This is a genomic window from Paenibacillus sp. UNC217MF, from assembly GCF_000686865.1.
Taxonomy (GTDB): Bacteria; Bacillota; Bacilli; order Paenibacillales; family Paenibacillaceae; genus Paenibacillus_B; species Paenibacillus_B suaedae.
On record NZ_JMLT01000031.1, the window covers coordinates 1 to 18,833 of the forward strand.

An 18,833-nucleotide genomic window follows, 5' to 3' on the forward strand; every position below is an offset into this window, starting at 1 on the left:
AATCTCCAAATCAGTATCTCTATAAACTCTTATCGGATGGTCAGGATTTTTTCCGTTTTCAAAAGGCCCTTCCTTCTTACCGCCGCCACCGCAGCCAACATTCTGACTGCTATAACCGCTCGGATCCACATAATTAATCGGATTATTCCCAACATACGCATACAGGTTGAGACCATCACCACGGTACTCATCCTCTTGCGTAAAGCGGGCAATGACCGGGTTGTAGAACCTTGCACGCAGGTAGTACTGCTGCGTGATCGCGTCGAACTGTTCGCCTGCGTAGCGGAAGCGGTTCGGAATGCCCTCTGTGGCAGATACCGTCTGGCCGAAGGCGTCGTACTCATAGCTGTTCAGAATGCCGCCGAGACGGTTCGTGATGCGCACAACATCTCCGTGCTCGTTGTTCAGGTAGTAGTAGGGGTCCCTTTGCTTATTCACCTGTGCAAGCAGCTCATGTCCGCGCACGTAGGATGTCTTGACTTGATGCTCTTCGTCCAGTTCGCTGATCAGGTTCCAGCCATCATACACGAAACGGCTTGCGCGGCCATTTTCATTCGCCCAGCTTCGCAGTCCTTCCGGGTCGTACCCATGCTCCATGTATGAGCCGTCCGGCATGAGTACCTTGGAGGTTCGATTGAACGCATCATACGCATAGGCTGTGGTGCCGAGGTGCGACTGCTCCAAGATGAGATTGCCCTGACGATCATATTCGAACTCCGTCTTCTGCTCCGTGTCCTCTTGCAAAAGAGAAAGTAGCCGGTTTCGGCTGTCATATGAATACCTTGTCGTCTTCCCATCTAGGATGCGGCTAATGCGGTTGCCTGATCGGTCATACTTGAACTGCTCCTGAGCTCCGCTGCCGTAATCCACTATCTTCAGCCGATTCAAGCTGTCGTAGTTGTACAGCGTCATCTGCTGCGGCTCCATCTTCACCGTCTGGTTGCCGTTGCCGTCATAGCTGTATTCATAGTTCAGCAGTTGGTCGCCGTCCGGACTCGTCGCGCGCAAGCTCTTCACTTGACCATCCCGGTCATAGCCATACTCGACGCCGACACCGCTGCCATACAAGATCGAGGCGATGCGATTGCCTTCTCCGTATTGATATTGCGCAAGACATTCCTCGCCTTGTACCACTTCCTGGATACGTCCTATTTTATCATAGCGATATTCAATACGTCTGCCTGCCGCATCGGTCAGTCCAATCATGTTGCCGCCTGCGTCGTAGCGGTACTCCAACAATTTGCGAGCGCCACGCGATTCCAGTTCGCGCAATTGCTGTTGAACGTCGCTTGGTTGATTCGGCAACTTACCTGCTTGTTGTTGATGGGCATCACTTGGATTTACATCATGCCGCCCATGCTGTAATCTCTGCGATGTATCTCGTACAGAATTCGCCCCATCGAGTCCCGCACTCTGGCCTGCATGCTGCCCGGATTGCCCACTGATTCGTTCTATGCCGCCATGTTGTTGATCGCCCGTCCCATTCATCTGCAATCTGTGCAAACCATTCGAAACGTTTGGAACATTGGAGCCAGGCAAACTATTGCAGCCATTCGGGCTTTTCGAGCTGTCCCCCCCATTCAGGAGGTTCGTGTCGTTCGGAACGTTCATGCCATTGAAGCCACCCGCGCTGTTCGAGCGGTTAATCCCATCGAAGCCATTCGAGCTGTTCGAACCGTTCAATCCTTTGGTGCCGCCCGCTTCCTCTGCAGAGTGGGTTCCCATGAACCATTTCCGTCTGACCCGCTCCTGCCTGTGATCCGGCTTGTTCATAACGTCGTTAGTCGGATTGCCCCTCGACCCCATAACCGAATCCGTTAGCGAGGTGCGCTGCTTCGATTCGATTACGGACTGGCGCAGCTTCTCAGCAACTGACAGACCACCTGCAATCTCCGCAGGCTCGCTCCAGTACTTCGCTGACAGCCTTCCGTCCGCCGTATACGCGTAGTCGTAGCGCATATGCTCATTCTGTGCCGTTCGCAGCGTGCCATCGCCATTGTAAACGAACATCTCTTCCTTACCGGAGGAAACTTCTCTACGCTTCACTAATTGATCGTTGAAGTTATATTCGTACTCAATCACTTTCTCATTACGATCAATCTGGCGGGCGAGACGACCTTGCCGATCGTACTGGTACACCATCTTCTGCTCCGAAGGATCAATTACGGCTGCCAGCTTGCCCATGCTGTTGTACTGGTACTGCGTTGTATTCCCGTTGCCATCTGTAGAGCTAATAATATTCCCGGCATAATCATAGCCGTACCGCTCTTCGCTTCCGTCTGCACGAGTCACGGTCCGAACATTGCCCCAAGCATCTACCTTATAATTCGTAGCATTGCCTTCCCCATCTACAATGCCCGTAATATGACCGAGTGCGTCGTACGTATACTGCTGGCTCACCTTGCCGCGAGCGATCGCTTCCGCTGTCCGAATCTGCTTCACCCGTCCGCCGATCGTGTACGTATATTCCGCTTCAACGCCATCGATGAGCTTGCGCATCAGTTCGCCAGCTGCATTGTAACGATTCCGCTCCACAATGTGCCCGTAGGCATCTCGCACCTCGGTCAAGCGCTGCATCGCGTCATACTGATAGTTCGTGCCTTCTCCGTCATCGGTCAGCTTATTATATTGATTCGGTGTGACATGCTTTACGACTTGCCCGTTCTTATTATAGAACAGCCTTGTTGTATCTCCCTGCTTGCCCACCATGCGAATCCGCCGGTTCATGACATCATAGCCGTATAGAACGCGATTGCCGTTCGTATCCGTTTCTTCCAGCACATTGCCTGCTTGGTCATATTTGAAATACACACTGCTAGCCTTGGCAGTCTTGCTTGGCCTGCGGTTAATCTGCACGATGCGATCGGCCCGGTCATAGCTTACTCCCGTCTCATATCCTTCCGGTGTAACGAGCTTAAGCAAATTGCCGTTTCGATCATACTGATACGAAGTAACAGCCGCAACCTTCTCGCCTTCACTTCCTGCCCGCTCTTCTGCGAGGTCTTCCGCGTCAATCCGTTCAATTTTCCGCTCCAGCCAGCCGACCGCATTATACTCATAGCAGGTAATTTGCTCTTTCCGATCGCTTATCTTGCGCCGCTCGGACGTCTTCTGATTGAGACAATCATACGTATAATGAAACTCGGCTCCAGTATCGTCACGAATCATCATGACCCGGCCCAACTTGTCGTAACGGTAGCGGATACTGTAATAGAGACCCGGATATCCTGCTTCGCTCACATGCTCAGCCGTCCGTTTCTCCTCCAGCAGGTTGCCTGCAAGATCATATCGATACTGCGTCAGCTTGTACCGAATCGTTCCGTCTGCTTCCTCCACTGGCTCTCGCTTCTCAGAGAGCCAACCTGCGCAATTATAAGCATAAAGTGTGCCAAAGCGCTCTTCATCCGTCGTGCCGCTCAGCCAGCCATGAGCATCAATTGACTTGATCACTCTTCCAGCGGCGTCGTATAAAAAATGGTGGCTCACATGCCCTTCCGGATCTGTAATCTGGATCAGGCGATTCATCGCATCATAGGCATACTCCATCCCCGGCCCGTCATCCGTCACTGGATCGTAATGCTCTGGAACAATCGTCTTGATCACATTGCCTGCGGCATCGTATTTCGTACGACCAATCCCGCCGTCCGGGTACAAGGTCTTCACCCGGCGATTTCGGTGGTCATACACATATTCGATGCCCGCCCCGTCATCGTCCTTGCGAGTATAGTGATTCGGGTTCACTTCCTTGATCACATTATCATGAATGTCATACATGACCCGATATTCATTGCCCATCGGATCCGTCGTCCGAATGAGCCGATCCATGAAGTCATACCGATATTCCGTCCCTATCCCGTTGCCCCGCTGCTCCACGTATTCGTTCGGCAGCACCTTCTTCACGAGATTTCCCATCGGGTCATAGAACAGAATGGTTGTATTGCCGGCCGCATCCGTAATGCGCGTTCGCTGATTGATTGCATTGTAGGCAAACTCTACCGTTCCATACGCGGTTCCGATGCTCGTCAAGCGCGCAGCATCGTCATAGCCGTACCGGAATTGCTGCCCCTCCGCATCCTCGACGAGGGTTGGCGCGTCTGCATGCTGCACCTCATAGCGGTAAGAAGTTGCATATCCGAGCGGGTCGATCCGGCGAAGCAATCTGCCGCGCTCATCGTATCGATAGGAAGTAACGGCATATGCCGAAGCCACCGCATTAACAACCCGATCCTCGTCATCAACCCGAACGCGCTCCTCCAGCAGATTGCCGCAAGCGTCATAGGTATAATGCGTCTCGCTGCCATATGATGTTCGAGTGCAGATCCGGTTCTGCTCCTCGTCGTACTGGTGGCAAATCTGCGATCCGTCAGGAAGCGTCTCCTTCAGCAAATTGCCGTACGGGTCATATTCCCACTGCGTTATGGCGCCGTTCGCCGCGGTATGGCTGTTCTTATTGTGGAAAACATCGTAGGTGTATGCTTCTTGTGTTCCGTCTCCGTACTCAATTGCGGTAACGAAATAATCGCGGTTGTAACGGAAAGTCTCCGTTACTCCGGTAGCATGGAACGTAAAGGTCGTCTGTCTGCCGCGTTCGTCATACGTAATATCGGTTCGGTTATCCTCATAATCATACTGGGTTACAATCCGATCCTGACGATCATAGACGTTGCGGACGTACGTGCGGCCACTCTGATCCGTTATGGTCAGCAGCCGCCCTTCCGTATCATACAGATAGGCTACCTTGCCTCCGTTCGGGTAGGTAACCCCGATTAGCAAATCGCCGTCATAGCAGTACGCAACCTTGCGACCGATATTATCCTCAACCGCCAGCAGCTTCCCATATTCGCACGTCATCGTCAGCAGCTTCCCACCCGGTGTCGTTACCGTGCGCAATCCGTGCTTATTATACGTGAGGAGCGTTTCGTTGCCATTGCGATCACAGAACGATTGCAGCCGTCCTGTAGCCCCGTCATACACATACGTCATATGCTGATGCTTGACGAGATAACGCTCCTTGTCAGGCTCTTCAATCAAGCGGTAATCGAGCGCACCAGCCCGTTCATTTCTCCATTCGCCGTCTTGCTGAACGAAGCTCTCATAATGCCCGTCCATACAGATCAGGAATGCCCGATCTTCAATTCGGGTAAGTGAGCTTTCCAGCGCGCTGATCCACCCTTTGCCGAGCAGCCCGACGAACGGATTGTGCGAGTTGAAGCTACGCGTCAGTTCCAGCACATCTCCAATATCGTGCACAATCAGATCGGTCGCCTGTACATAGAATCTTCCTTTGGCGACATCAATCGGATCTCCCTTCGTCACCAGGTTGCCGACATTACTGACCAACGATATTTTCAACTGATTGAGCAGCGTCTCTTTATCGAGCTGGCCGTTCTTCCAGAGCTGGAGAGCCGATTCTCCCGTCATATCGCCCGCAACTCCAGCACCGTATTTTCCAAATGGATTCTTGCCGCCCATAAAAGAAAATGCCGCTCCAAAGACGCTTGTTACCGCGTTGCCAGCCAGATCCGAATTGCCGGAATTGCTAATTTGCAGCACGTTCGCGGACACGTAGCTTGCCGCATATCTTTGGCCGAACTGGGTCAACCAGCCGGCCCCGCACCCGCCCTTTAATATACCTGCGGAAATGGTCCCCGCAAGGGCGCCGTTATAAAAGCTCTTCAAGTAATGCCCGGTAAGCGCTCCCCACGAGAAGCTCCCATCAAGCGGAGCATACGGATCGAATATTGCAGTTACGCCCGTGCTAATGGCACCGCCGCTTAATCCGCCTACCAGCAAGGTAGTGCCGCCGAGCATGAAGCCTCCCCCAAGCACGGAAATGGTAACGGAGCCGTATTTGACGATATTGTATAATTCCTCGTTCCCCCCGAGAACCGTATCCCGCATGAAATTGTAGGATTGGGACAAATCGCCCACCTGGGCCTTGGCGAAATCCTCTCTGCCCTCCGCGATTTCGCTCGCTCCTACGACCGCGGACACGGCGCCTGCCGCACCGATGATAAGCGGCAAGGCTGCGCCTCCCGTCACTACCGTTGCAGCAGCCACGGCCACGACACCAACGACGAGCGCAATAACCCCGAACCCGATCTTGCTCTCCGCTTCCTTCGCCTTGGCAATGCACGCTTCCCGATAGGCGAGCGCCTGATCGTTAACCTCCTTCATCTGCTTCGCGTCTTCTTCCAACAGAGCGCTGTCATCGAAGGTCACAGCTGGCGGCTTCCCCGGCTCGCCCAAATAAATGATTTTGGCTGCCATCACATAAGTCGCATCCTGAACAGCAATCGCATGCTCAAGAGTAACGAATTCCCCAGGACTGCGACTAAGAAGCACATCCTCCCCGGCGGATACGCTGATCCGCTTAGGCACGACCGGGACTGCTTCCGCCGCGCCACTCCCGCTCTCTCCAATCGACACGTTATCCGAAGACCGCACATACATATCGGTATTGGCTGCGATTTCGACCGTCCCGTCGCCTGCCAGCCGCATCTTGATGCTGCCCGCATCATCAGCGATGAATAGGACATCGTGCGGAGTGAGCCGCATTTCCTTGCCCGTATCGTTGGTCAGCGACCGGTTCTGCGGATCAGCGAGCTTATGCCCATACTTGCTCTGCTCCGTTCCTTGTCTGACCGATCCGATCGCAATGGCCTCTCCCTCGTTCACGGTTGGCAGATGCAGCTTCACCTGCGAGCCCGGCTTCGGCATCAGGTACGAAATCTGGTTATCGATGCCGGTTGAATACGGGAACCAGCACGTATTCCCTATAGCCGGTGCGGGATCAATGCCGAGATGGATCCGGATCTGATTGCGAGACACTTCCGTTATCGTTCCTTCCAATGACACACCTTGAAGCCGAGTATTAAAAATCCGGCCCTGCCTTACGCCATCAACGCTGCAGAACGAATAGGTGCAGCGAAGGAGGCCGTCTTGGACGGCAAGCTTCGCCTGATGGACGACGAACACCCCTCGGTCGAAGGTCACTGGCATCCCGAGTCGCAGCAAACGGCGTATATCTGCCTCGAAGCTGATAAAATCCGTATCCTGCAGCCTGGAATCCTCATTCGTCTGGGCGAGGAGATAGCGGCGCAGATCTTTGTGAATCACATAATGCTCATTGGCAACTGCGACGGGCTGCTGGTTCAAGGAGACGCCAACTGAGAACCGAACCGCCCCGGAAGTCGCATCCGGCAGGACGACAGCGCCAACATACGATGCCAAGCGCTTTACAAATTGCCAGTCCGTCTCGTCATACTGCACAATTAGTTGTCCAATTTTGGCACCGTTCATGGCATAATCCAAGTAATCTGCCTTCGGATAACTGCTCAGCACCTGTTCGATCACTTCACTATAGGTCATGTCTACTTGCTGAAAAGAGCGTCTCTTGCGCTCAATATCCATCATATAGGTGGAGGACACTGCCTCCACCTGCAGCATATATACCTGTCGGAAGCAGCTTATTTCCATATTCCGAATGATGCCCTGGAACAACACGTCTCCATGCCAGCTTCGCCCGTCTTCCTCGTTCTCTCCCAACTCGCGCCGAACAATAACCCGATCACCGAATTTCAGATCATGAAGGAATCCATCCTTCTTCTGCTCCGGTATGATGGCGCTGAGTCGAAGCTCAATATGTTCATTGACACTCATATGCAAGGAGAGTTCGGTAATGCGCTGCAGCTCCGCATCCATCTCCACACTCAATTCGCCAAATGGCAGTTTCATTCTTGCCCCTCCTCCCGCCAGCTTTTACTCCCTTTGACCGTTATGAACAATCTTGATGGTTTCACCGTATACGCATTTATTCCAACACGTATCGAGCAGTGCGGGCGCCTCCTCGATCAACACATCCTCTTTCCCGGATTGCCACGGAAACGTAATATTCGGCACGCACATCGCCACACATTCGGGCTCCGGCACTTTTTCGGGCGGTGGTGCCTCTTTCTTAATAAAAAGACTGGCGAACCAGCCAGCCTCCTCCTGCTTCGGCATCGGGGGAAGCGCATTGATGACGGCCTGCACCGCAGGGTTCCTCGTACTCTTGCACAAGCCGAACGGCCTGATATTGACCATTGGCACGCAATCGTTCACGTTCAGCTGCGGCTGATCATGAATGTAATCCCCATGGCTTGCTGGAACGACGATCCGTGCTGGACGTGACCCTTGGGGACAAAAGCAATATGCACCGTGCACGACGTATTTCGGCTCCTTCTGTCCGCCTCCGTCATCCATCATTAATTCCATTTCCATTTCCTCCTGACCGTTATCTGCCGCAACGTTTGCGAACAGAATGATGCAAGTCTCGAACATAACGAGAGCACATCCTATGCGAGGGTATAAAATATGCATGAGTACAAACAGTGTGGAGTACAAACCGACAAGGGTACCAACTGTGCAGGATCCAAACTATGCAGAATCAAACGATGTAGGATCCGGCTCGCAGCAGCTTTCCACCTTCTCCAGCTTGATGCCCAGCAGTTCCTTACGCAGCAAGCTCTCGGCGACATCGAGATTGATGAAGACGTGCTTCTCCAGCAATCCCTGTACGCGAAATACCGCATGGCCGTCCGCCTTCGCTCGATCAATGACGATGCGCTTCACTGCCCCCGTCTTGTCGAAGACAGTACGATCCGATAAACAATCCACCCTCGGCAATAGAAGCAGCCAATATATCTTTTGCATGCTGTTCTTCGGATCTGACAACACGGCGCATTTGTATGCCAATTCCGGATTATGCCGCTCCAGTACCTTTTTCAGCTCATCCGCTACGAGAACGACAGGCTTGCCGATATAATCGGGATATACACTGTCTGCATGGCCTTCGACGAATACAGCTGTAATGTCATTGATTTCATCCGCCCGATCCGGCGTAAGCTCAATCGTTTTATTGGTGGATTTCAAGCCAGCGAATTGAAATTTATTTTCCACGCACTCATCCTGCGAAATGATAAAGTAGTCCACCTTTGCTCATCCCCTTCAACCCAGCCTAACCATCCAACCTTCGCTGATCATGCTTTATCGCTTCCATCAATGATGATGTGCTCCAACTGCTCAGCAGTTAAATCAAGCCGCTTCACATCTGACGCCCGGAACATCGCCCCGGCCAAGTCTGCATCCGCGAAGCTCGTACCCTTCAACACTGCCCCTCGGAAATCGGCACCTCTAAGCTCGGCTCCCCGAAAGCTCACCTGCTCCAAATTCGCCCCCGCAAAGCTTGTCTCCATGAAGGGTGGGATATGGAGCTGATCCTGCGACGGAAAACTCATTCCCGCCTTGATATGCTCCAACTTGGCAGATTGCAAATTCGCCTCACGGAAGCTCGCACCATGTAAGATGTTATTGCTCAAGTCAGCTCCTTGCAGATTCGCTCCGCGAAAATCGGCTACGATTAGCCCACAGCCCAAGCACAAACTGCCAACCAATGCACTTTCGGAAAAGTCGGCAAAACTAAGATTCAGCAGTTGAAAGTACATGCCGCTCAAATTCGCGCCACGAAAAACTTCATACACATATTCCGATCTGTTGTTATCAGAGAACATCTCCTTCAGCGTCTCGACATCCTTAGTTCTTGCCTCGTATCTGTACACCAGCTCTCCGCGATCCTGGTGCTCGCCCACATAGATGAACAGTTCATCTTCCTTATCAATTGCTGCGAATTCGTCTGTTCGTACGGCCTCTCTCAGCGCATATCTGGCCAGCTTGATCAAATAGGCCGTATACCAGACGATGTCTCGCTGCACCACAACTGCCACGTCAGCCGGCAGCAGCTTGCCGACATACTTCTTACTGGTCTCGGACAGATGCCGCTTGAATTCGTCCAACTTAGCGAACGCCCAGCCCGCTTCATACTCGGCCGTGCATGTCGAATTGTCGCCACGCCACTGTGCATCATACGCAGCTATGCGGCAGCGATGATCCCCGATCAAAATCTGGCTCCGCAGGATTGAATAATGAATATACTTGATCTTGCCTTTCCGCTTCTCATCCTGCATGCGGCGGATGTCCGCGCATAGCTGCTTGAACGACTCGATCCATTCGCCGGTCAGCTTGTCCCGATGCGCCAGCACCTCCTGATGGAGAGCCAACATCAGCTCCATGCGCTTGTCGGCCACAGCCGTATCCAGCCAATGACGCAGCGCCTCTTCTCTTGTCACTTTGATCGTCCTTTCCGCACCAAGCGCCAGAAATGTTGGCTAGTTCGTAAATACTTCGGTTCCTTTGAGCTCCGTATTTCCACCGCTATTCATCACGATTTTGCCGCCCTTCTGGCTTTCTATCGCGATTTCCTCACTAGCCGTCATGAGCAATTTCTTGTCCGCCCGGATGGTCACATTCTCCTTGGACGTCAGCGACACTTCCTTCTGACCGGCAATCGTGATCGAGCCGCTCTGATCCAGCATAATCGTCGCTTGCCCATTATTGGCCGAAATGAGCACATGACCTGGCGCTAACGTAACCTCCATGCCTGCCGAATTGCGGAAGTAACGAACATTCGGGTCGGCCATCCGATCCTGCGAACCGCCGCTGGATGCCGATGCACCCGCTCCCTGGCCACCCGGAGAAGCACCTGCAGGTTCGCCGGCATAGGAATTGACCGAACTGATGGCGAATGCCTCCTCCTCCCGTTCGCTTGGGAATGTCACGCGCACACTGTCCCCTGCCTCTGGCATGCAATACCAGCCGCTTCCATCCGCAGATGCAAATACAGTAGAGTAAGGGAACCAGTGCGCAGTTCCAGCATCCTGATTCTTATCGATATCGAGCCTTACCTTGACCTTGTCTCTGTTAATCGCCAGAACCGTTCCTCCTATCGAAGCTCCTCGAATGGCTTCGTTGAATGGCAATTCCCGGTTCAAACCTTTGCGGGTAGTAATCGTATAGGTGTGCGACATAGCTCCCTTGTCCATTGTCGAGACGACTTTCCCGACATACAGCTTCGCCCTCTGGAAGTCTACAGCGTCACCCAGATGCAGCAGTTGTCTGGTCGTTACCTCATAAGAGATAAAGTCGCTCTCTTGGGAATCCGGCCGAATATTATGGTGATAAGCCATATAATCCGCCAGCTTCTTCTTGGCGACATATTGGTAATCATCCAGCTTCTTGACCGTCCCGGTATCCGGCAAGCCGAAGAAGAATTTGACGTCCTTGAATTTCTCGGCGGGCACCACAACCGTGTCGAGGCGAGAGGCCATTCTTTTCAAAAATGCCCAGTCCGTTTCCTTATACTGTAGGACGAACTGCCCGATACCCGGATTATGATCCGTCGTGTACTGCACATCGTAATTGGAGTAATCCGCGCCCATTTTCCGAACTAACTGGCTGTATGTCATCGAAGCGTCTTGAAAAGATCTACTCTTGACGCGAATATCCAACATGACGGAACTTGTCCATGCTTCCGCGTGAATCGTATATACATCTCTCGTCCGTTCGATGCGCATCTCGGTGACAATCCCGGAAAACAATATCCGTTCTCCGCCCTGCTCCAGAAGCTCCATCACCTGAACCGGCGTCTGCTCGTTCAGCGAAAAGAGATCATTGTCTTTATGCTCCTCCGCGACAACGCCCGTAAAGGTAAGTTTTCCGTGTTCATTCACCTGCTGCACGATGGCGAGCTCCAGCAACTGCATATGGGGAAATGGCTTTATTCGTACATTTTGATAGGACAATGTCGATACACTCATGCGCTCGCCACCTCCACCGATCGAATCATTTCCAGCGCGATGATGGACCATCGTTTTACATGCTTGTCGTTCCCGTTAATGTTGGCGATAAGGCGTTTGTGTCCAGCATCTACAAAAAACAGAAAATTGAACACCTTGCCATGCGCCACTGGATTCAAAAAGGAGCAGTAATGGATCGGCTGCCCATTCACTTCCTCCGTTCCATCCTCCAGCCACTCGGTATGAAGCTCCATGTTTGCCATGCTGCGAATCATATCCGTCTTCATCTGCCTCAAGTCGATGGCCTGCTCAGGACGTTCTGTATATTGCAAGATGATGTTCAGAGCATGAGCCTCATTCTGATAAACCATCTGTTGTTCGGTCTCTAGCGTGCACAGGAGAAAATCCTTCGGAAATAAAAAGCTCAGTCCAGGCTCGAAAAAGTCTTGCTTTTCGAATTCCACAATCGTGCCGTTCAGATCGACGCCGCCATGGTGAACTCCGTTGCGCATATCCTCTCGCCACTTCTCCTCTGCATTCATACGGGCCGCATGTTCCGCCATCTGCTCGTTTTGCATCCGCTGCTTTTCAGATCCTACTGATCCAGCACCGGGCGAGTCGATTTTAGGCTGATTTTTCGCATGCTTCATCGCCAATTCCCCCTCACTTGGAATCTTTCATCTGATGGGTCTTTTTTTCTTCTTTCCAAAATTGTATAAATATCCAAATCATTATTGAATATATCGGCAAATACTGGAATCTTATGAAGGCTGGGCCTTCCTGTTTTTAGGGGAAACACAAAAAAAAAAATGATCCTTCTATGTGAACCAATTTGCCAGCAACTTGTATGCGTAGTAGACAACTCAGTTGAATATGAATGATAATAGCGTTACAGCACAGACATTCATCGTTGTAAAATAAAGTGAGGAGGAGGCAGATGCAGCGACGGCTCGTTATTCCACGATTATCATTCATGATGTTCATGCAATTTTTCGTATGGGGGGCTTGGTACGCCACTGCGGGGCTTACACTCAGCAAATATGGCTTGTCATCCATTATTGGAACCGCTTACTCCGTTGGAGCGATTGCATCCATTATTGCTCCTTTCTTCCTCGGCATGGTAGTTGACCGCTTCTTCGCCTCTGAGAAAGTGATGGGCCTCCTTCATCTTGCAGGCAGTGCACTTCTATGGATGGTCGGCAGGCAAGTCGAGGCAGGCAGCGGAACAACGCTGTTGTGGACGCTTTTTCTGTATATGCTGTGTTATATGCCTACACTGGCACTAAGCAACAATGTAGCTTTTCACCATATTGCGGATGCTGCAAAGACATTCCCGATGATTCGTGTGTTCGGCACAATCGGATGGATTGTGGCAGGCGTCCTTATCGGCCAACTGGGCTACTCCGACAGTTCCTTCATCTTCTACATCTCTGCTATTGCATCCCTCTTGCTCGGTATATTCAGCTTCACTCTGCCCAATACGCCCGCTCCCGCCAGAGGAAAGCCTCTCTCTGTTCGCGACCTGCTCTGTCTTGACGCGCTGCAGATGCTTAAGGAGCGAAGCTATTGTGTTTTCATCATCTGCTCGATGCTTATTTGCATCCCACTTGCAGCCTATTATTCGTTTGCGTCTCCCTTCTTAGAGGCTGCTGGGTTCGCCAATGTAGGCAGCGTGATGACGATCGGCCAGATGTCGGAAATCGCTTTTATGCTGCTTATCCCGTTCTTCTTCCGCCGCTTAGGCATCAAAATCATGCTCCTGATCGGCATGCTTGCTTGGACACTTCGTTACGTCCTATTCGCCTTCGGTGCGCCTGATCAGATTGGATCACTCATGATCGTAGGCATCGCTCTCCATGGCATCTGTTATGATTTTTTCTTTGTAACCGGATTCATCTATGCCGAGCAGCAAGCAGACAGCCAAGTAAAGGGGCAGGCACAAAGCTTGCTGCTCCTGTTCACGCAGGGAATCGGCATCTACTTCGGCTCACTTATTGCCGGCAGTCTGTTCAACGATACCGTGACAGCTAGCGGAACTGCTGCGCTTGCACAATGGAAGAGCTTCTGGCTGTACCCGGCAGGCGCTGCGCTTGTCGTGGCACTGTTGTTCCTGCTGCTGTTCAAATCGAAACCATCCACACATGCTGTTCACCAGCATGATGCGACATTTGAAAGGAGATAAGCGTAATGAATCGTACGAAAGTAGCCATTGGCGGCGCTGGCTTCGTGGCCGACATTCATATGGAGTCCTTTACCCGATTCGTTCCAGAGGCAGAGGTAGTCGCTGTCTATGCCCGCAATCGTGAGAAAGGAGAAGCATTCGCTTCACGGCATGGAATACCGCAAGTGTATACAGACATGGATGAGCTGTTGGCGCATTCCGGTTGTGAGGTTGTGGACATCTGCCTGCCGAACTTCCTCCATCACCGCGTATGTATTGCGGCTGCGCAAGCGGGCAAGCACGTTATCGTAGAGAAGCCGCTATGCGTTACCTTGGAAGAGGCCGACGAGATGATCGAGACATGCCGCAGCGCAGAAGTGAAGCTCATGTATGCGGAAGAGCTCTGCTTCGCACCGAAGTTCGAGCGGGTGCGCAAGCTGATCGAGCTGGGAGCCGTCGGCGATGTGTATATGCTGAAGCAGGCAGAGAAGCATTCTGGTCCGCACAGTGATTGGTTCTATGACATCAAGCAGGCTGGCGGTGGCGTGCTCATGGATCTGGGCTGCCATGCGCTGCAATGGTTCCGCTGGATGATGGGCGGCGCCAAAGTGAAAAGCGTATATGCGACAATGTCTACTGTACTGCATGGCGAGATAACGAAGGGCGAAGATAATGCGGTTACGATCGTAGAGTTCGAGAATGGTGTAACGGCAATCGCGGAGGACAGCTGGGCGAAGCCTGGCGGGATGACAGACAACATAGAAGTATACGGTACGAAGGGAGTAAGCTATGCGGATCTCTTTCAAGGCAACGCTGCTCTGACCTATAGCGAACATGGCTATGATTATGCGATGGAGAAGGCAGGCTCCACCCAAGGGTGGTCGTTCACCATCTATGAAGAAGCATTCAATCAAGGATATCCACAGGAATTGAAGCACTTCATTACCTGTGTCCGGCAAAATCTAGAGCCTTGCGTAACAGGCGAGGACGGGCGTGCCGTGCTCGAAATCATCTATGCAGCATATGCCTCCGCCCGATTAGGGCGCAAGATTGAGCTGCCATTCCACGCAGCCGTACAGCGGCCGATTGATTTATGGCTAGGTACGGAGAATTAGGTCAGATCGTAAATCATCAATTCCCTTGTGGCAACGAGAAGAAGGCTAGTACTTCCCAGTTAGGGACGTACTAGCCTCATTGTTCTTTCTATTAAAAGGGATTATGAATATATGTTCCAATCCGGATACCCAAATACAAGTACATCTTAGGTAAGTGTAATTTCTTTCATTTCGAGTGGGATCGATTGCTCCGCGGCCTCTGCCTTGCCTTGAACAGCCTTCTGATGCTGCTTCAATCGGACCCTCCAATCGTTCATCTCCTGATCCGTCAATGCATGGAACGTCTCAACCTTCCTACTCGTTCCGTCCTTAAGAACGACAACGAACTTGGGGAATACCGGGACGAACAAGATGCCCACTCGCCCCTGCTCGACACGAATATCGACTACATCTGCCCATGCTGCGCGGAGTCCATACTCATTCCATATTGTCTCCTGATCATAGGTCAGTAGGATATTGGTTCCTGCTGTTAAGGCACGCACGGATACGACGAGATTGCTCCCGCAATAAGCGAATCCAATGCATGCAGCCGCTGCCAGGGCAATTCGCAAGCTGAGCGGCAATTTGAAATCGAGCACGGCCAGAACGATAAGGCCCGCCGAGAATAGAATACAAATGAATGCAATGAACAATCGGGCTGCTGCTTTCTGTTTCTGATATACGACATGATGCATAGCGCATTTCTCCCTTTCCCACAGGTTGTTCAGTAGCTTTATTCCCACTTCGACGAGCTGTACCGATTCCCCTTCCTACTCCATTCGACAATATGCCATTATTATTCTTATTATGCACCTGCACGCTCTATCTTCTCTCTTGTGTTCGCCTTCTTTTGATTCACCAGAGTCAGCTGCGGCAAACAGATGCCTCCTAAAATCAGTACGATTCCTGCCCACTGCAACATCGTAACTTGTTCTCGGAGAACAAGTACAGACATCACTACCGCTGCCGGCAGCTCAGCCGCTCCTAAAATCGTGCCTAATCCAGAACCAATCTTCGGGACACCTATTCCGAAGAAAATGACTGGGATAATAATGCCCAGCAGCCCCATAGGTAATCCGAACTTCCACAGTCCATCTACCAAGGTGCCATCCATAATGAATGCTGGCGGGAACATGAGGAATACAACTACCATAGCTCCCGTAATCATGGATAAGCTCTTCGTCAAAATAGGCACATCGGTTGCAACACGCCCACTCACAAAAATATATATCGCAAACGATATTGCGGAAATCATTCCGAACACCGCCCCTTTCCAGCTCAAACCGGAAAGTCCATGATCAGCGAGACCGCCCGCGAAGACGGTGCCTATAAGCAGGATGATTACCGAAATGATCTTCATCGGTTCAGGGCGCGTGCGCGTAACAACCGCTTCCAGCAATACACCAATCCACGTAAATTGGAATAGAAATACAACTGCTATGGAGGCTGGCAATTCTCCTACGGCAAGGCCGTACGTAATCGAAGTGCAGCTCACAGACAATCCGCAAGCGAGCAGCACCGCGGCTTGCTTCCAGCGCAGCTTATGCCGTGAGAAAAGTAGTGTCATAACCACAAGCATCAGCCACCCAAAGAAATATTGCCCGCCTACAATCTCAGGAACGGTAAACCCTTCTCCGATCCCGAGCTTCATAATGGAAGACAGGGTTCCATAACTGCAAGCCCCAAGGAATACAAGCAACGCACACTGAAGTAATTTCATATTGATGTCAAGCTCCTCTCGCTTATGCACGCAAAAAAGCCCCCTGCGTTCTATAGCAGGGGGCGAACGAAACCAAGCGCTGTGGCAATACAAAGCTGTGCGTTCTGCTACCGAACGCGGCCACTCACACGCCTTTGCAAAATTTCGCCTCTCTATTCACACCTTCAGACACTGTGAATAGAGTTTGGTGCATACCGTTCTATTTATGCCCTTCCATTGTAGTAAGCTTCCTTCACGCTGTCAATGAATAGATTCAATTCGGGCAGCAGCAGAATCCAAGTAGTTCCTCCAACGACCGGCGCAACTTGTGTTACAATATAAGCATCATACGCTGTCAATAAAGATAGGAGCGGCACCATGTTAGCAATTATTTATGATTTGGAAATGACCGTAAAGCGCAAAAAAGGGGCGTTTGCCGAAATCATTGAAATTGGGGCGGTGAAAGTGACGGAGAACGAGGGAACATTCGCCGTTGCTGACACGTTTCAAGCGTTCGTCAAACCGACTCTTTCCCCCAAGTTAACAGATGATACTGTTAATTTTACCGGTATTACACAAGAGGATATTACACATGCCTCCACCCTGCAGGATGTCCTTGATCAATTCATCGCGTGGATTGACACGGATGACTATGCACTATGTTCCTGGGGGCCGGATGATAAATCCCAATTCCTAAAAGAATGCCGCCAGAAGAAGATTCCACTGCACTGGCTTCGCAATCATAACAATTTGCAAAAGCAAGTATCTACTGCCCTGAAACGTGAGCATAATCAGCAGATTGGACTTAAGGCAGCGCTGGAAGCACTGGATGTCCCATTCGTCGGGAATCAGCACCGGGCACTGGATGATGCCTACAACACAGCACTCGTATATATACAGATGCAGGAGCACATTCAGTTGACTCGCAATGAGGTTCAAGAACATCCGAGCTATGAGAGCAATGTTGTATATCGAGATGATACAAGCAATGAGGATCGAGACAATCCATTCGCAGCGCTTGCCAATTGGAATATGGACGAAGACAAATAGAACACGGTTTGTCCCGAGATGGGGCAAACCGTGTTCTATTACTTTCCCATTCTATATCAGGGTTGCAGCGAACGAATAATTGCTGTTACGTAATTGCGAATTCATCCGGGTTCGGACCAACTCGCTTATCTTCATTAAGTGCATCGATGCTGCTCAGCTCAGTACTGCTCAACTCGAAATCAAATACATTGAAGTTCTCGCGTATGCGCGATGGTGTAATCGACTTCGGAATGACGACATGGCCATGCTGCAAGTGCCAGCGAATAACCACTTGAGCTGATGTCTTGCCGTGTGCGGCCGCGATCGCAGCGATCTCTTCATTCTGCAAAATATCTCCACCCTGCATCAGCGGGCTCCAAGCTTCCAAATAAATATCATGGCGCTGGCAATATTCACGCAGCTCGTTCTGAGCCAAGCGCGGATGGCATTCCACCTGATTCACAACCGGCTTCACGCTGCATTCCTGCGCCAAACGCTCCAAGTGAGGAATATGGAAGTTGGATACGCCAATCGAACGCACGCGTCCGTCTGCGTAGAGCTTCTCCAATGCTTTGTATGTGTCCACATACAAATCCCGGGAAGGAACTGGCCAATGAATCAAATACAAATCGAGATAGTCGGTCCCCAACTTATGTAAGCTCTCATCGAACGCCTTCAGGGTAGCATCATATCCTTGCTCGGAATTCCATACCTTCGTCGTCAAGAATATATCTTCACGCTTCACACCTGACTCTTTAATCGCTTCGCCAACGCCTGCTTCATTCTGATAAATAGCTGCCGTATCGATTAAGCGATAGCCCGTCTCCAATGCAGTCTTCACTGCATCCTTCACCTGCTGTCCCTCTTCAACGCGCCATACCCCAAGACCTAGCTGCGGCATGCTCAAGCCATTGTTCAACGTAATTTGCATGTTCATTGCCTCCTTCATAAATGTAGCAACAATTTCAGTATAGTCGTAAACGGCAGTCTGGTGCAAACCATCCTGTCCTACCTCATAACAAAGCTATTGTAAACGCGTTTCGGGCAAGCACATTTCACGATTTCCCAGAACTTAATATAACTTTGGAAATAAGTGGGCAGCTGCATTGACTTCCTATCCGGTTGCTGATAACATACTGCCATAACACCAATACCTTAGTTATCTTATAGGAAATATA

At 51.3% G+C, this 18,833-nt stretch carries 12 protein-coding genes; 3 read left to right on the plus strand and 9 right to left on the minus strand.

What is annotated here, in order from left to right:
- The 6 genes from BP95_RS0115575 to BP95_RS30505 form a co-directional block, all read right to left on the minus strand.
- A partial coding sequence (locus tag BP95_RS0115575) for an RHS repeat-associated core domain-containing protein (RefSeq protein ID WP_028532663.1) occupies positions 1 to 7,737 on the minus strand: 7,737 nt, incomplete at its 3' end.
- Positions 7,738 to 7,761: 24 nt separating this feature from the next.
- Entirely contained in the window at positions 7,762 to 8,322 is a 561-nt protein-coding gene (locus BP95_RS0115580; RefSeq protein WP_021254188.1) for a DUF4280 domain-containing protein, read from the minus strand.
- A 96-nt stretch (positions 8,323 to 8,418) separates the two neighbouring features.
- Positions 8,419 to 8,973: an imm11 family protein gene (locus BP95_RS0115585; protein ID WP_028532665.1), complete on the minus strand. Its 555-nt coding sequence runs from the start codon at positions 8,971 to 8,973 to the stop codon at positions 8,419 to 8,421.
- A gap of 47 nt (positions 8,974 to 9,020) precedes the next feature.
- Complete coding sequence (locus BP95_RS0115590; RefSeq protein ID WP_028532666.1) at positions 9,021 to 10,166, minus strand: pentapeptide repeat-containing protein; 1,146 nt, start codon at positions 10,164 to 10,166, stop codon at positions 9,021 to 9,023.
- Positions 10,167 to 10,205: 39 nt separating this feature from the next.
- Positions 10,206 to 11,693, minus strand: coding sequence for a contractile injection system protein, VgrG/Pvc8 family (locus BP95_RS0115595; protein ID WP_028532667.1), 1,488 nt, complete (start codon positions 11,691 to 11,693; stop codon positions 10,206 to 10,208).
- Positions 11,690 to 12,322, minus strand: a complete 633-nt coding sequence (locus BP95_RS30505) for a hypothetical protein (protein WP_051614101.1) — start codon at positions 12,320 to 12,322, stop codon at positions 11,690 to 11,692. Before BP95_RS30505 ends, BP95_RS0115595 begins: the two co-directional genes overlap by 4 nt.
- 287 nt (positions 12,323 to 12,609) lie before the next feature.
- On the opposite strand from BP95_RS30505, the gene BP95_RS30510 reads away from it, so the two are divergent.
- A complete protein-coding gene (locus BP95_RS30510; RefSeq protein WP_021254193.1) occupies positions 12,610 to 13,854 on the plus strand; it encodes an MFS transporter in 1,245 nt (414 codons plus the stop codon).
- Positions 13,855 to 13,859: 5 nt separating this feature from the next.
- On the plus strand, positions 13,860 to 14,948 hold the full coding sequence (locus BP95_RS0115610) for a Gfo/Idh/MocA family protein (RefSeq protein WP_028532668.1): 1,089 nt from the start codon (positions 13,860 to 13,862) through the stop codon (positions 14,946 to 14,948).
- Positions 14,949 to 15,094: 146 nt separating this feature from the next.
- Here BP95_RS0115610 and BP95_RS0115615 read toward each other — a convergent pair whose 3' ends face one another.
- Both BP95_RS0115615 and BP95_RS0115620 read right to left on the minus strand, forming a co-directional pair.
- Complete coding sequence (locus BP95_RS0115615; protein WP_028532669.1) at positions 15,095 to 15,622, minus strand: hypothetical protein; 528 nt, start codon at positions 15,620 to 15,622, stop codon at positions 15,095 to 15,097.
- A gap of 110 nt (positions 15,623 to 15,732) precedes the next feature.
- The gene (locus tag BP95_RS0115620) at positions 15,733 to 16,647 is read right to left on the minus strand and encodes an EamA family transporter (RefSeq protein WP_028532670.1); all 915 of its coding nucleotides are present in this window, start codon (positions 16,645 to 16,647) and stop codon (positions 15,733 to 15,735) included.
- A 357-nt stretch (positions 16,648 to 17,004) separates the two neighbouring features.
- On the opposite strand from BP95_RS0115620, the gene BP95_RS0115630 reads away from it, so the two are divergent.
- Complete coding sequence (locus BP95_RS0115630) at positions 17,005 to 17,676, plus strand: 3'-5' exonuclease (RefSeq protein WP_021254197.1); 672 nt, start codon at positions 17,005 to 17,007, stop codon at positions 17,674 to 17,676.
- A gap of 85 nt (positions 17,677 to 17,761) precedes the next feature.
- Here the strand turns inward: BP95_RS0115630 and BP95_RS0115635 are convergent, their stop codons facing one another.
- The gene (locus tag BP95_RS0115635) at positions 17,762 to 18,586 is read right to left on the minus strand and encodes an aldo/keto reductase (protein WP_021254198.1); all 825 of its coding nucleotides are present in this window, start codon (positions 18,584 to 18,586) and stop codon (positions 17,762 to 17,764) included.
- Positions 18,587 to 18,833: the final 247 nt, after the last annotated feature.